This is a genomic window from Streptomyces coelicoflavus (assembly GCF_045041415.1).
GTDB lineage: Bacteria > Actinomycetota > Actinomycetes > Streptomycetales > Streptomycetaceae > Streptomyces > Streptomyces coelicoflavus.
Genome location: NZ_CP108218.1, coordinates 6911486 through 6926226 on the forward strand (window position 1 = coordinate 6911486; position 14741 = coordinate 6926226).

Consider the following 14741-nt stretch of genomic DNA (forward strand, 5'->3'; position numbering starts at 1 on the left):
CAAGCGTCGCGGCGCCGCTGAGTCAGGGACGGTGTGCCGCACCGGGGCACCGTCACTGGGAGCCAGGCTCAGTGCCCGCACCGCGACGAGGGAACGTTCCGGCCGGTCGGGAGGTGTGACCCGGGTGGGGCCCGGGCGCTCAGTAGACAACGGCTCAGGTCGACCCGCAGCCGGCGGGTCCCGGGCCGGCCCGAAGGGCGCCGGGCCCCCATCCGTCGCACAACGACCCGAATCGGCCATCCTTACCCCGCTTCCGGGGAAACGACACCACCGGACGGCCGTCCTGTCACGTCGACGCAGGCCGCGGCGATTATGGTGGTCCTCTGTGTACGGACACGAAGGGGCATCGGTGAACGACGGCGACGGGACGCCCGCGGCTGCGGGACGTGAGAGGCGGTTCGGCCCCCTGGGCACGGCCCTGGTGATCATCCCGACCTACAACGAGGCGGAGAACATCAAGGCGATCGTCACGCGCGTGCGCGAGGCCGTCCCCGAGGCACACGTGCTCGTGGCCGACGACAACAGCCCCGACGGCACCGGCAAGCTCGCCGACGAACTGGCGGCCGTGGACGACCATGTGCAGGTCATGCACCGCAAGGGCAAGGAAGGGCTGGGCGCGGCCTACCTCGCGGGCTTCCGCTGGGGGCTGGAGCACGGGTACGGCGTGCTCATCGAGATGGACGCCGACGGCTCCCACCAGCCCGAGGAACTGCCGCGCCTGCTGACCGCCCTCAAGGGTGCCGACCTGGTCCTCGGCTCCCGCTGGGTGCCGGGCGGCCGGGTGGTGAACTGGCCCAAGTCCCGCGAGTACATCTCGCGCGGCGGCAGCATGTACTCGCGGATCGCGCTCGACCTGCCGCTGCGCGACATCACCGGCGGCTACCGTGCCTTCCGCCGCGAGACCCTCGAAGGGCTCGGCCTCGAAGAGGTCGCCTCGCAGGGCTACTGCTTCCAGGTCGACCTGGCCCGTCGGGCGATCAAGGCCGGCTACCACGTCGTCGAGGTGCCGATCACGTTCGTCGAGCGCGAACTCGGCGATTCCAAGATGAGCCGCGACATCCTCGTCGAGGCGCTGTGGCGGGTCACGACGTGGGGCGTGGGGGAGCGGGTCGGCAAGGTCCTGGGCCGCGACAAGCGGCCCGACGCGGGCCCGGGCGGACCCGAGACGCCTGACGACAAGTCGACAAAGTCGAGGGCATCGACGCACGTGCCCGACGGCAACGCCTGACGGCCCCCTTATGCCGCACTGAGCCGGGGCCAGGCACACTGGAAGCATGACGACTGGCGCTCAGACCCCCAGGTCCCCCGCCCGGCCCCCGCGTTCCCGGCTGCGCACCTTCCTGCCGCTGGGCGTCGCCGCGTGGCTCGTGCTGGAGATCTGGCTGCTGGTCCTGGTCGCGGGGGCCTCCAGCGGCTTCGTGGTCTTCCTGCTCCTGGTCGTCGGCGTGGTCCTCGGCTCCGTGGTCATCAAGGCGGCGGGCCGCCGGGCCTTCCGCAATCTCACGGAGACGCTCAACCAGCAGCAGTCGGGCACACCGCCCGAGGCCGCCCGTCCGAACAGCGAGGGCAACGGCCTGATGATGCTGGGCGGGCTGCTCCTGATCCTGCCCGGCCTGATCTCGGACGCGCTCGGCCTGCTGATGCTGCTGCCCCCGGTGCAGAAGGCCGTCAGCCGCTACGCCCAGCGGACGGTCGAGCGCAAGCTCCGCGCCGCCGGCCCGGGCACCCTGGGCGACGCCTTCCGCCAGGCCCGGATGCACCGCCCGGACGGCAAGGTGGTCCAGGGTGAGGTCATACGGGACGACCCCGACGACACCCCGCAGGACCCCCGTCCGCCGCTGACGCGCTGAGCCCGGGTCCCGGGGCCCGGGGCCCGTATCCCCGGGGTCGGCGATGCGGCGGCCCCCGCGCACGACAAACCGCGGGTGCCGTACATGAGATCCATGTACGGCACCCGCGGTTGTTCGGTGTTGTGTGTCGCCTACGGTTTCCCGCTACGCACTCTTGCGGCTGTCACGCGGATGCACCGCGATGTTCATCGCGCCGGAGCGCAGAACGGCCAGCCGCTCCTCGAGGACCTCTTCGAGCTCCTCGCGGGTGCGTCGCTCCATCAGCATGTCCCAGTGCGTACGCGCGGGCTTGGCCTTCTTCTCCTCAGGGCCGTCGCCGTCAACCAGAAGTGCCTGGGCCCCGCAGACCTTGCACTCCCACTCCGGCGGGATCTCCGCCTCGACCGAGAAGGGCATCTCGAATCGATGCCCCTTCTCGCATGCGTACTCCACGGCCTGGCGCGGGGCCAGGTCGATGCCGCGGTCCGTCTCGTAGCTGGTCACCACGAGGCGCGTGCCGCGAAGAGCTCGCTCACTCATGAATCGTGCCTCCCGGGCTTGTCGCCCACAGGACAGGTGTCGCTGTCGTCGTCATCCGGTCAACGTCCGGGCGGCGGTAAAGATTCCCGTCCCGACTCCCGATCCGGGCCCTGCGTCGCCGTCGCAGCCGCAGCCTTGCAACCAGTGCAGTACCCGCCGACGTCCGGTTTGTCACCTCTGCTGGCAGATGTGACATAGCGATTCGGCACCTTTGACGCGCAGTAACGGTACGCCTGGCAGGCCAAACGCGTACACTACAGCCCTTTCGCGCCGAGTGCTAAATCCTTTCGGGTACCGGGTTGCCCGCGTCGCCGATCGCCCGCCGTACGGGCACCCGCGTGAGGAGCGCGAAGCCGATCACGAAGAAGACGACCAGCGAGATGATCGCGTCCCGGTAGCTCCCGGTCAGCTGGTAGGTGAGCCCGAAGAGCAGCGGCCCCAGCCAGCTCATCCCGCGGTCGCTCAGCTCGTACGCCGAGAAGTACTCGGCCTCCTTGCCCGGCGGGACCAGGTGGGAGAACAGGGAGCGGGACAGGGCCTGGCTGCCGCCCAGGACGAGCCCGATCCCGGCGGCCAGCACGAAGAACCACGCCGGCGCCCCGGCCGGCAGGAAGTACCCGGCCGCGAGGGTCACCGTCCAGGCCACCAGCGACCCGAGGATGGTGCGCTTGGCCCCGTACCTGCGGGCCAGCCGGCCCAGCGCCAGGGCGCCCGCCACCGCCAGCACCTGGACCAGGAGCACCGCCACGATGAGCGTGGACTGCCCGAGGTCCAGTTCCTCGGAGCCGTAGACCGAGGCCTGGGAGATCACCGTCTGGATGCCGTCGTTGTAGACCAGGTACGCCAGCAGGAAGGCCAGCGTCAGCGGGCGGCGGCGCATGTCGCGGACGGTCGCCGCGAGCTGCCGGAAACCGGGCAGCGCCGCCTCCCGGGCCACCGCCCGCCGGTCGCGCAGCCGCCGGAGCGGAATGAGCGCGAAGGCACCCCACCACAGACCCGCCGACGCCAGGCAGATGCGCACCGCCGCGCTCTCGCTCAGCCCGAAGGAGTCGTGGCCGGTGTAGAGCACCAGGTTGGCGACCAGGACCACGGAACCGGCCGCGTAGCCGAAGGCCCAGCCGCGGGAGGAGACCGCGTCGCGTTCCTCGGGCGGGGCGATCTGGGGCAGGTAGGAGTTGTACAGCATCATCGCGACCGACTGGGCCGCGTTGGCCACGACCAGGAGCAGGCCACCGAGCAGATAACGGTCGCCGTCCAGGAAGAACATGCAGGTCGTGGCGGCCGCACCGGTGTACGCGGCGGCGGCAAGGAGCGGCTTCTTGCGTCCCGAACGGTCGGCGGCGGCACCCACCAGGGGCATCACCAGCACCGCCACGATCACGGACAGCGACACCGAGTACGCGAAGAACGACCCGGCCCGCACCGGTATGCCCAGCGGGTGGACGTACCCGTCCCCGTCCGCCGCCGATTCGGCGACCGAGGTCAGGTAGGGCCCCAGGAACACGGTGAGCACACTCGTCGAGTAGACGGAGCACGCCCAGTCGTAGAAGTACCAGCCGCGCTGCTCGCGCCGCCGTTCGGCCGCCGGGTCGGCCCCGTCGGCCGCGCCCGTCCGCAGGGTGTCGGTGCCCACCCGTGCCCTCGCTTCCCCGTGCACGCGCACCGTCCCCGGGGTACGGCCGGGTCTCATACCCAGACGCCGCGGTCCTCCATGACCTTGCGCAGTGTGTCGATGTGATCGGTCATGATGCCATCCACTCCCAGATCCAGGAGCCGGTGCATGCGGTCCGGATCGTTCACCGTCCAGACGTGCACCTGCAGCCCGCGCGCGTGGGCGGCGCGCACGAAGCGGCGGTCCACCACCCGGACGCCCGACTGCGCCTCGGGAACCTGGGCGGCCAGCGCCGAGCGGCGCGGCGCGGTCGGTACGCCCCAGGAGCGCAGCCGCAGACCGAGGACGCCACGGGTGCCGTACGAGGTGGCCAGCCGTGGACCGGCCAGCCGCTGGGCGCGGACCACGCGCGCTTCGGAGAACGAGCCGACGCAGATCCGGTCCCAGGCGTCGTGCCGTTCGATCAGCTCCAGGAGGGGCCGCAGCGCGGGCTCCGCCTTCACATCGATGTTCCAGCGCACCCCGGGAAAGGCCTCCAGGAGCTCCTCGAACAGCGGCACCGGTTCCTCGCCCGCCACGCGCGCGTGGCGCACGGTCTCCCACGGGAGGTCGGCGATCCGCCCGGCCCCGTCCGTCACCCGGTCCAGGGTGGCGTCGTGGAAGGCGACGAGCTTGCCGTCCCGCGTGGCGTGCACGTCGGTCTCGATGTACCGGTAGCCCGCCTCCACCGCGCGGCGGAACTGCCGCAAGGTGTTCTCCATGCCGTCCGCCGCCCCGCCCCGGTGGGCGAAGGCGATCGGGCCGGGATGGTCCAGGTAGGGGTGGCGTATCGGGGTGGTCACCGACGCAGTATCGCGCGCCGGGGCCGACCGGCGGCAACCACCGTGCTGCCGTCCGGTGTCGGCGGCACGGCGAACACGCGCAGGAACACCTGGGCGAGCGGGCCGATCGACACGGCGTAGAGCAGGGTGCCGAGGCCGACGGTGCCGCCGAGGGCGAAGCCCGTCACCACGACGGTGATCTCGACGGCGGTCCGCACCAGGCGCACCGAGAGCCCCGTGCGCCGGTTCAGCCCTGTCATCAGACCGTCACGCGGGCCCGGGCCGAACCGTGCGGCGATGTACAGACCGGTCGCCGCGCCGTTCAGGACGATGCCGGACACCATGGCGGCGATCCGCAGGATCCAGCCGTGGGCGTCCGGGACGACGCTCAGCGTGGCGTCCATCGCGGCGCCGATCACCAGCACGTTGGAGACCGTGCCGAGGCCCGGCCGCTGGCGCAGGGGTATCCACAGCAGCAGGACCACCGCACCCACGATCGTCAGCACCACGCCCATCGAAAGACCGGTGTGCTCCGCGAGGCCCTGGTGCAGCACGTTCCACGGCTCGAGACCGAGCCCGGACCTGACCAGCAGCGCGGAACTCGCGCCGTACAGCACGAGACCGCCGTAGAGCTGGGTCAGCCGCCGGGCGAGGTGGCCCGGCTGCCGGGATCGCGTCGAGGGCCGGGACGGCCGGGACTGCCTGGGCTGCCTGGGCTGCCTGGACAAGTGGTGCCCCCTCCGTGGTGGTAATGGCCTGCCGCATGACACCCTGTGGCTTGAGAAGCAGAGTCAACCATGGCCAATTCGGGGAAGGTGGACTGATTTCCATGGCGCAGTGGACCTCGGCCGTGGGGGCGGGGCAGCTGGCCCGGCTGCTCGGCTCCCAGCAGGACCGCCCGGCCGGACCCGGCACGCGCCGCCCGCCGGCCTACCGCGCGCTCGCCGACGGCATCCGGTTGCTCGTCCTCGAGGGCCGTGTCCCGGTCGCCGCCCGGCTGCCCGCCGAACGCGAACTGGCCCTCGCCCTCACCGTCAGCCGCACCACCGTCGCCGCCGCCTACGAGGCGCTGCGTGCCGAGGGCTTCCTCGAGTCCCGGCGGGGCGCCGGCAGCTGGACCGCGGTTCCGGCCGGGAACCCGCTGCCGGCCCGGGGCCTCGAGCCGTTGCCGCCCGAGGCCCTGGGCTCGGTGATCGACCTCGGGTGCGCCGCGCTGCCCGCACCCGAGCCCTGGCTCACCCGCGCGGTGCAGGGCGCCCTCGGCGAGCTGGCGCCGTACGCGCACACCCACGGCGACTATCCGGCCGGGCTGCCCGCGCTGCGCGCGATGATCGCCGAGCGGTACACCGCGCGGGGCATCCCCACCATGCCCGAGCAGATCATGGTGACCACGGGCGCGATGGGCGCGATCGACGCCATCTGCCATCTCTTCGGAGGGCGCGGCGAACGCATCGCCGTGGAGTCCCCCTCCTACGCCAACATCCTCCAGCTGATGCGCGAGGCCGGCGCCCGGCTGGTGCCCGTCGCGATGGCCGAGGGGCTCACCGGCTGGGACGTGGACCGCTGGCGCCAGGTGCTGCGGGACGCCGCGCCCCGCATCGCCTATGTCGTCGCCGACTTCCACAATCCCACCGGCGCGCTCGCCGACGACGACCAGCGACGGCGCCTGGTGGACGCCGCCCGCTCGGCGGGGACGGTGCTCGTGGCGGACGAGACGATGAGCGAGCTGTGGCTGGACGACGACGTCGAGATGCCGCGCCCCGTGTGCGCCTTCGACCCGGCCGGATCCACCGTGATCACCGTCGGCTCCGCGAGCAAGGCGTTCTGGGCCGGGATGCGCATCGGCTGGGTCCGGGCCGCGCCCGACGTGATCCGCAGCCTGGTCGCCGCGCGCGCCTACGCCGACCTGGGCACCCCGGTACTGGAGCAGCTCGCCGTGAACTGGCTCTTCAGCACCGGTGGCTGGCAGCAGGCCGTGACGGTGCGCCGCGAACAGGCCCGGCAGAACCGGGACGAGCTGGTGGCCGCGGTACGGCGGGAGCTGCCCGACTGGGAGTTCGAGGTGCCCCGGGGCGGGCTCACCCTGTGGGTGCGGACCGGGGGCCTGTCGGGCTCCCGGCTCGCCGAGGCGGGGGAGCGGGTGGGCGTCCGCGTCCCGTCCGGACCGCGCTTCGGGGTCGACGGTGCCTTCGAGGGGTACGTCCGGCTGCCGTTCACGGTCGGCGGCGCGGTCGCCGAGGAAGCGGCGGTACGACTGGCCGCGGCGGCCCGGCTGGTGGAGAACGGCGGCGCCGGCGGCGGCGAGGCACCGCGGACGTTCGTGGCCTGAGGCCGGTCCGGCGGAGCGGGGCGCGGGAGTCACCGGCCCCTCTTGACTGCTGGCGGGAGCGGACCGGTCCATTCGCCCGGCGGGCCGAGGCGGGCCGAGGCGGGCCGAGGCGGGGCGAGGCGGGGACGGCGTCGACGGGCCGTGTCGGCCACGTGCGACCACGAGGCGGACGGGCCGCATCCCGTCGTGACGGACCCCCCCCGGGAGCCCCTCGGGAGCCCCCCCGGGTCGCCGCGTCCCGCGGCGGCGGGTGAGGGCAGGGGCCGCGTCGGCCGCGGCGGCGGGTGAGGGCAGGGGCCGCGTCGGCCGCGGCGGACGAGGGCGGGGCGGGATCGGCGGCAACCGTGCGAGGGAGCCGGGGCATGGCGGTGGGTCGCCTCGCCCCGGCCACGTGTCAGGAGCTCTCCGCCGCGACCGCCTCGGCCGGGACGGCCTCAGCGGGGACGGTGTCGGCAGGCACGGCCTCAGCGGGAGCCGGCTCGGCCGGCGTCCCGGCCGTCGCCTTCTCCGCCGTCACCGGCGTCGGCACGTCGTCCGCCACGGTCTCCTCCGGCTCGCCCGCGGCGGCGCGTACCGGAGCGTCCTCCTTCTCCATGGAGACGGTCTTCGCCCTGGCCTTGGCCTTCGCCTCGGCTTCCACCTCCACCTCCGCCTCCGGAGGAAGGGGTGCCTGCTCCCCGTCCGCCGGTGTCGTGCGCGGGGGGAGCAGGTCGAGCACCGCCTGCCGGTGTGTCTCGCTCGTCGCGTCGTCGTAGGGGTCGGGGGTGGCCGGGACCTGGAGCCGGTGCACCGGTCCGGTACCCAGGCGGGCGTACCCCCGGCCGGGCGGTACCTGGTCGACGGGCGTGGTGTGCGGGGGAGCGCCCAGTGCGGTCGCCAGCTCGTCCGCCGTGGCCGGGCCGAGCACGACACGCGCGCGCGTGTGCTGCCGTACGGCGTCGGTGAGGCCGTCCAGGGCGTCCAGCTGGTCGGCGACGACCACGGTCACGTTCGCGGCCCGGCCGTGCCGGAGCGGGATCTGGAGCAGGGTCTGGGGATCCCGGCGGCCGTCCGTGTCCGCCAGGTGCGTGAACGCGGTCGGACGGTCCACGAAGACCCACAGGGGCCGCCGGGTGTCGTCCGGCGCCGCCAGGCCCTGCTGACGGGCCCGGTTGACGGAGATCAGACGCCGCTCCGTCTCGGCGGCGGCCCACTCCAGGCTGGTCAGTGCGCCGGTGAGACCGCACTCCACGGCCAGGACGCCGTCCCGGCCGACCAGGCAGGCGTACTCCCCGGTGCCGCCGCCGTCGACGATCAGCAGGTCGCCGTGGTGCAGCGCCTGGAGGGCGACCGAGCGCAGCAGGGTGGACGTACCGGTGCCGGGCTGCCCCAGGACGAGCAGGTGGGGCTCGGTCGAGCGGATGCCGGTGCGCCAGACGACCGGCGGCACGTCCCGCTGCTCCGCGCCGTGGGTGAGCGGGAGCGTGCGCTGGACCCGGGTCGGGTCGGTGAAGCCGAGGACGGTCTCGCCGGGCGCCGTCACGAAGCGCTGGGCGGCGATGTCGGTGGGGAGCGCGGGGAGCACGTCCACGGAGAGGTGGTTGGCCTCCTCGTCCCACGTGAAGCGGTACTCCCGGCCCCGGCCGGACTTCGCGGTGAGCAGGTGCTCGATCCGGGACCGGGACTCCGCCTCACCGTCGGTGAAGTAGGCGGGGTAACGGATCACCAGGTGGGCGACGCGGCCGTCGCCGTCGAACTCGTGGGCGGGGAACGCCCTCTCCCACCCACCGCCGTGGGCGTAGAGAGGGTCGGGGTCCTCCGCGATCGAGAAGTACGGGACCAGCGCCTCGTAGAGGGACTGCAGACGCCGGCTCTGGGAGTCGTCGGGGCCCTCGGGGGCGGGCGGGGTGCGGTCCCTGCCCTGCCAGGCTGCCGCCGCCATCAGGACGATGACGGCGAGCAGCGGGCCGTACGGCACGAGTGCCACGACCAGGATCACCGAGGCCACCAGGAACAGCAGCGCGCCGCGCCGGTCCTTGGGGGTCTCGGACCATCTGCGCCGAGCGGCCGCGGCCAGTCGGCGCAGACCGCGGGCGATCGTGATCAGCGGCTGGAGGACGTCGGTGGCGCTGTCGGCCGCCGTCCGGGCCAGCTCCCGGCTCCGGGCGAGCTGTGCGCCGCCGTTGCTCAGAATGCGGGGGAGGGGCCGCCGGGCCACTGCTGCCTCCTGGAGGTGCGTACGTGCGGATGTCGGGCGGGGGAACGGGTCGTCAGAACTTGATGCCGCCGAGGAGGCCCGCCAGGCTCTCGCCGCCCGCCTTGATGCTCGGGGCGATGGCCGTACTCGCGAGATAGAACCCGAACAGCACGGCGACCAGCAGGTGCGAGGCCTTGAGGCCGTCCTTGCGGAAGAAGATGAAGACGACGACGCCGAGCAGGACGACGCCTGAGATCGAGAGGATCATGTGAGTTCTCCTGGTTCACGGGGACAGTCACCATGAGTACTTCCAGGCTCACAGCATGTATCCATACGATAAAAGGTGCAAATGGGGGAAATTTGCCAGATTTGCCCCAGGTGGCCCAGAGGTCCTTCGTCCGCTCGGGTGCCCTACGAGCCAGTACCCTGGCGATTCACTCGCACGGCCACACCGCTCGTGGCCGTGCGCACACGTTGTCCCCGGCGTTCGTCAGCTCCAGGACGGGCGTCACGTTCGCAGTGATTGCGCAGTGAGAGGTGGTCCGGCCGATGAGTGAAGCCCCCGACCCCGAGGTCGTGGAGCTGGCGACCAAGATCTTCGACCTGGCCCGGAAGGGCCGGACCGAGGAGCTGGTGGCGTACGTGGACGCCGGTGTCCCGGCCGATCTGACCAACGACCGCGGCGACTCCCTCGTCATGCTCGCCGCCTACCACGGCCACGCCGGCGCGGTGCGCGCGCTGCTCGCCCGCGGCGCCGACGCCGACCGCGTCAACGACCGGGGTCAGACCCCACTCGCCGGAGCCGCCTTCAAGGGTGAGACGGAAGTGACCGAGGCGCTTCTGGAGGCCGGCGCGGACCCCGCGGCGGGCACGCCGTCGGCCGTCGACACGGCGCGGATGTTCGCCCGGACGGACCTGCTGGAGCGGTTCGGCGTCTCGTGACGAGGCGGCGGGACGGACTCCGACCGGGTCCACTCCGCACTTTCTGACCAGGTAAAACACTGAAAACGGGGGAGGCGGTACAGGGCCGCCGAAATTTCGGTCGCGGCAGATGTGACCGCCGGGCCATCATGACGACGTGGTTCACGGACGTGATGGCTGGGCAGGTGTTGCCGCACCGCGCGGGCCGTGACACGGCCCGCAAGGGCCACCGACGAGAGGCAGAGGAACATGGTCTTCAGCAAGCAAGAGACGGCGGGCGCTCCGACGTGTTGGCGCACGGCCAGGTAACGCGTGCTCCCCGGTTGCGTCGACGCTTGATGTGAGGCTGTTTCCCATGTTCGATCCGGTCATAGCGCCCAGCGGTACGCTGCTCGGCCTGCTTCAGCGGGGTCGCGGCGACGGCACGCTGCACGCGCTCACCGCTCCGCGCGCCGAAGCGCTCGCGGCGCTGAACCACTGTGTGCTTCACGACCCCCGCCACGACTGGCAGGTCGAGAACCGCTCCCTCTACTACGCCCGCCTCTATCTCGACCTGAACGGCGAGCTGGACGCGATCGAGGCCCACCTCTTCGATCCCGAGGACGTCCTGGACGCCGACGAGTCGCGCACCGGGCTGGCCCTCGCCGTCCTCGGCCACCTCGCCTCCTACGGGAGGCTGGACGCGCTCCAGCTGCTGCGCCGGTACGCCGCTCACGGAGTGAACTGGGCGTGGGCCCTCGACGAGCTGGCGCTGCGCGACGACGACGCCGGTCTGCGCGCCCTCGCCGCGCCCGTACTGGCCCGCTTCCCGCGCGACGCCGAGGGCGAGGCCGAGCTGGCCGCCGCCGTGCGGGACGCCTTCGAACCCCGGCCCTGGCGCCTGTGGGCCGACGATTCCCGCGCATCGATCGCCACGCGCGTGCGTGCCGCCCAGGAGACGGGCTGCTTCGACCGCTGGCAGCGCCAGATGGACTCCACCGGCCCGCGTCCCGGCTGGAGTGTGCGGGCCGTGTTCGAGTGGGCCGAGCAGGGCGTCGAGCGCGGCACCCCGCTCCACGTGCCGGCCGCCCGCTGCCTCACGGCCGTCGCCGGCCCCGAGGACCGGCCCGAGATCGTCGAGGCCGCCCGGTCCGGCACCGAGGGCGCCCGCTGCACCGCTCTGCGCTACCTCGCCGACGCCAACGACCCCGACGTCCTGCACCTGATCGAGGGCGCCGTGGCCACCGGCTCCACCCCGGTCGTGGAGGCCGCCGTCGCCGCCTACGAGCGGATGCGCAGCCTCGCCGCCGTCGACCGGGCCCGCGGCTGGGTGCACCGGCCCGACGCCCTGGGCGCCGCCGCCGGACGGGTCCTGGCCTGCCGGGGCGCCGCCCAGGACCGCGACCTCGTCCTCGCCGCGCTGCGGGAGGCGGTACGCGGTGAAGGCCCCGACGCGCCGACCCTGTGGACCCTCGTCGACGGCACCGGACGGCTCGGCATCGCCTGCGCCGCTCCCGTACTGCGGCACATCTACCGCGAAACCGCCTCCTCCCACCTGCGTGGCCGTGCCGCCCGCGCGCTGGCCGCCACGGATCCGTCCTTCGCGGCGGGCTTCGCCGTCGAGTGCCTGTGGGACTGCGAGGAGACCACCCGCGAAGTCGCCGCCCGCCATGCCGAGACCGGCGACAACCGCGTCGTCGAACGGCTGCGCAGGCTCGCCACCGACCCGGCCGAGGAGGACGAGGTCCAGACCGCGGTACGCAGCCGCTTCGGGCCGGACGCCCCCGCCGTGTAGCGCCCCGGCGGCGCTGAGCGCGGTGCCCCCACTGCGAGCGACCCGGCCGCGCCGGCGGGCGGAGCGCCGGCGCCGGTCTGCGCTTCGTCCTCCCCGCGCGCGGCACACACGCCGCCGACGAGCCGTCGCCGGGCGCTTGGTCCGGGCGACGTGGCGCCGCGCGGGGATCCGCCCTCGAGCGAGGGCGGCTGGCTGACGTACCCCGTGGGGTGAAGTGTCCATTCCGGGGGGGCGGGGTGCCGGGTCGGGGGCGCGCCCGTGTGCGAGGGCGGGGCGACGGGGGCACGGACCGCGCGGTCCGAAGCGCGGGCGGACAGGCTCGGCCCGGCGGGTGGATCACGTGGCGGGCCTTCGGTCTGTGCGGCGGCGAGGCGGCGAGGCGGCGCCCAGGCGACCGGGCGACCGGGCGACCCGGCTCCGGCGTACCCCGGTGTCAGCGTCCGCCCGCCGTGACGAAGCGCACCGGTGTCCCCGGCACCGCCTGCGCCGCCGCCGGGAGGTCGGCGGTGCGCACGACGCCGATCACCGGGTAGCCGCCGGTCGTCGGATGGTCGGCCAGGAACACCACCGGCCGGCCGTCCGTCGGCACCTGCACCGCGCCCAGCACCGTCCCCTCGCTGGGGAGTTCGCCCGGGCGGGCGCGCTCCAGCGCGGGCCCGTCCATCCGCAGCCCGATGCGGTTGCTCGCGGACGACACCCGGTACACGGACGAGGTGAAGGCCCGCACCGCCGCGGGCGTGAACCAGTCGGCGCGTGGCCCCGGCGACACCCGCAGGACCAGCTCCGCCGGGGGCGCCGGCTGCGGCGCGACGTCCACGCGCGCGTGCGGCACGCGCGGTCGCCCCAGGGGCAGCACCGCGCCGTCCGCGAGCGGCGGCGGCCCGAGGCCGGACAGCAGGTCGGTGGAGCGGCTGCCGAGAACCGGCTCGACGAGGACGCCGCCGGAGACGGCCACATAGGAGCGCACCCCGGAGTCGGCCGCCCCGACGTCGAGCAGCGCTCCGGCCGGCACGCCGACCGCGGCGCCCCAGGGCGCCGGCCGCCCGTCCACCGTCACCGGGCAGGGAGCACCGCCGACCGCCACGGTCGCCGCACACCGCGCACGCAGGGCGCAGCCGGTGAGCGTGGTCTCCAGGACGGCGGACCCCGGAGGATTGCCCACCAGCCGGTTGACCAGTGCCGCCGCGGGCGCGTCGAGCGCCCCCGAGCGGGGGACGCCCAGGTGGGCGTGGCCGGGCCGGCCACGGTCCTGCACGGTGGTCAGGGCCCCGGCCCGGACGACCGTGAGCGCACGGTCCGTCATGGAAGCCCCTGCCGTCCCACGGGAACGAACCGCACGCGCGTGCCGGGCGACAGCAGGGCCGCCGGCACGCGCGTGTGGTCCCACAGCACGGCGTCCGTGCTGCCGACCAACTGCCAGCCGCCCGGGGACGAGCGCGGGTACACGCCCGTGTACGGCCCCGCCAGCGCCACCGAACCGGCCGGCACGGCGGTGCGCGGGGTGTCGCGGCGCGGTACGTCGTAGCGCGCCGGAAGGCCGGTCAGATAGCCGAAGCCGGGCGCGAAGCCGCAGAACGCGACCCGGAACTCGGTGCCCGCGTGGATGCGCGCCACCTCGCCCTCCGCGACCCCCCAGTGCCCGGCCACGTCGGCCAGGTCGGGGCCGTCGTAGCGGACCGGGATCTCCACGACGTGCCCCGTGCGCGGGGGAGCGGGCGGCACCTCGGCGGCCGTCAGCTCGGAAGAGATCCGGACCGGGTCGGCGAGGCCGTCGAGGAGGACGGTGCGCGCCCCCGGGACGATCTCCCGGGCCGCGAGCGTGCCCTGCGCGCGGCGCCGCGACAGCTCCGCGTGCAGTGCCTCGGCCTCCTCGCCCGAGGACACCTCGACGAGCAGGGCGTCGGCGCCGACCCGCAGGACGTTCACGCGAAGGCCGCCACACGGACGCCGGACGCCTCCAGCCGCTCCCGGACCCGGCGCGCCAGGTCCACCGCCCCGGGCGTGTCGCCGTGCACGCACAGGGATCGCGCCCGGACCTCGACCCGCGCCCCCGAACGGGCGGTCACCGCGGCGGAGCGGGCCAGCCCCACGGCGCGTGCCACGACGGCGTCCGGGTCGGTGACCAGGGCGCCCTCCTGCACGCGCGGCACCAGCGTGCCCTCGTCGGTGTACGCCCGGTCCGCGAACGCCTCCGGGACGACCGGCAGCCCCGCCCGGCCGGCCCGTTCCAGCACGCGCGAGCTGGGCAGCCCGAGGACGGGCAGGGCGCCGCCCGCCAGGAGCACGCCGTCGACGACCGCGGACGCCTGCTCCTCGTCCCGGACCACCCGGTTGTAGAGGGCGCCGTGCGGCTTGACGTACGCCACGCGCGTGCCCGCCGCCCGGGCGAAGACCTCCAGGGCGCCGATCTGGTAGGCCACCTCGGCCGCCAGTTCGGCGGGCGGCACGTCCATCGTGCGCCGCCCGAAACCGGCCAGGTCCCGGTAGGAGACCTGCGCGCCGATCGTCACGCCCCGCTCGGCCGCGAGTGCGCACACCCGGCGCATGGTGGCCGGGTCCCCGGCGTGGAAGCCGCAGGCCACGTTGGCGCTGGTGACGACGGACAGCAGTCCCTCGTCGTCGGTGAGCCGCCAGCGGCCGAAGCCCTCGCCGAGGTCCGCGTTCAGATCGATCGAGGTCATGTCTCCAGTCTTCCCATGTCGTCGCGGGCAGTACCGGACCGGTGCCGTGACCCGTGCC

Annotated in this window: 14 protein-coding genes; 5 read left to right on the forward strand and 9 right to left on the reverse strand. The window is 74.0% G+C overall.

The window, feature by feature from the left end:
- The first annotated feature begins 349 nt into the window (after positions 1-349).
- Both OHA99_RS31065 and fxsA read left to right on the forward strand, forming a co-directional pair.
- On the forward strand, positions 350-1228 hold the full coding sequence (locus tag OHA99_RS31065; protein ID WP_153180789.1) for a polyprenol monophosphomannose synthase: 879 nt from the start codon (positions 350-352) through the stop codon (positions 1226-1228).
- A gap of 46 nt (positions 1229-1274) precedes the next feature.
- The gene (gene fxsA / locus OHA99_RS31070; protein WP_366473546.1) at positions 1275-1850 is read left to right on the forward strand and encodes an FxsA family membrane protein; all 576 of its coding nucleotides are present in this window, start codon (positions 1275-1277) and stop codon (positions 1848-1850) included.
- Between the two features lie 144 nt (positions 1851-1994).
- Here fxsA and OHA99_RS31075 read toward each other — a convergent pair whose 3' ends face one another.
- The 4 genes from OHA99_RS31075 to OHA99_RS31090 all read right to left on the reverse strand — a co-directional run bounded on the left by OHA99_RS31075 (position 1995) and on the right by OHA99_RS31090 (position 5530).
- The gene (locus OHA99_RS31075; protein ID WP_003977404.1) at positions 1995-2369 is read right to left on the reverse strand and encodes an RNA polymerase-binding protein RbpA; all 375 of its coding nucleotides are present in this window, start codon (positions 2367-2369) and stop codon (positions 1995-1997) included.
- Positions 2370-2646: 277 nt separating this feature from the next.
- Complete coding sequence (locus OHA99_RS31080; protein ID WP_405699021.1) at positions 2647-4002, reverse strand: MFS transporter; 1356 nt, start codon at positions 4000-4002, stop codon at positions 2647-2649.
- Positions 4003-4055: 53 nt separating this feature from the next.
- Positions 4056-4823, reverse strand: a complete 768-nt coding sequence (locus OHA99_RS31085; RefSeq protein WP_153180790.1) for a glycerophosphodiester phosphodiesterase — start codon at positions 4821-4823, stop codon at positions 4056-4058.
- Positions 4820-5530: a YitT family protein gene (locus OHA99_RS31090; protein ID WP_405698438.1), complete on the reverse strand. Its 711-nt coding sequence runs from the start codon at positions 5528-5530 to the stop codon at positions 4820-4822. Before OHA99_RS31090 ends, OHA99_RS31085 begins: the two co-directional genes overlap by 4 nt.
- A 101-nt stretch (positions 5531-5631) precedes the next feature.
- Here OHA99_RS31090 and OHA99_RS31095 point away from each other — a divergent pair, with 101 nt between their 5' ends.
- Complete coding sequence (locus OHA99_RS31095; RefSeq protein WP_153180792.1) at positions 5632-7131, forward strand: PLP-dependent aminotransferase family protein; 1500 nt, start codon at positions 5632-5634, stop codon at positions 7129-7131.
- Positions 7132-7525: 394 nt separating this feature from the next.
- On the opposite strand, the gene OHA99_RS31100 is transcribed toward OHA99_RS31095, so the two are convergent.
- A complete protein-coding gene (locus OHA99_RS31100) occupies positions 7526-9328 on the reverse strand; it encodes a hypothetical protein (RefSeq protein WP_153180793.1) in 1803 nt (600 codons plus the stop codon).
- Positions 9329-9380: 52 nt separating this feature from the next.
- Positions 9381-9575: a hypothetical protein gene (locus OHA99_RS31105; RefSeq protein ID WP_007447353.1), complete on the reverse strand. Its 195-nt coding sequence runs from the start codon at positions 9573-9575 to the stop codon at positions 9381-9383.
- Positions 9576-9856: 281 nt separating this feature from the next.
- Here OHA99_RS31105 and OHA99_RS31110 point away from each other — a divergent pair, with 281 nt between their 5' ends.
- Both OHA99_RS31110 and OHA99_RS31115 read left to right on the forward strand, forming a co-directional pair.
- On the forward strand, positions 9857-10249 hold the full coding sequence (locus tag OHA99_RS31110) for an ankyrin repeat domain-containing protein (protein WP_153180794.1): 393 nt from the start codon (positions 9857-9859) through the stop codon (positions 10247-10249).
- Positions 10250-10583: 334 nt separating this feature from the next.
- Entirely contained in the window at positions 10584-12002 is a 1419-nt protein-coding gene (locus tag OHA99_RS31115; protein ID WP_164385488.1) for a HEAT repeat domain-containing protein, read from the forward strand.
- Positions 12003-12435: 433 nt separating this feature from the next.
- Here the strand turns inward: OHA99_RS31115 and OHA99_RS31120 are convergent, their stop codons facing one another.
- Genes OHA99_RS31120 through OHA99_RS31130 form a run of 3 tightly spaced genes read right to left on the reverse strand, consistent with a single transcriptional unit; the run spans position 12436 to position 14683 of the window.
- The gene (locus OHA99_RS31120; protein ID WP_366473549.1) at positions 12436-13305 is read right to left on the reverse strand and encodes a biotin-dependent carboxyltransferase family protein; all 870 of its coding nucleotides are present in this window, start codon (positions 13303-13305) and stop codon (positions 12436-12438) included.
- Complete coding sequence (locus OHA99_RS31125; RefSeq protein ID WP_153180797.1) at positions 13302-13928, reverse strand: allophanate hydrolase subunit 1; 627 nt, start codon at positions 13926-13928, stop codon at positions 13302-13304. The genes OHA99_RS31120 and OHA99_RS31125 overlap by 4 nt, the downstream gene beginning before the upstream one ends.
- Complete coding sequence (locus OHA99_RS31130; protein WP_381501627.1) at positions 13925-14683, reverse strand: LamB/YcsF family protein; 759 nt, start codon at positions 14681-14683, stop codon at positions 13925-13927. Before OHA99_RS31130 ends, OHA99_RS31125 begins: the two co-directional genes overlap by 4 nt.
- Between the last annotated feature and the right edge of the window lie 58 nt (positions 14684-14741).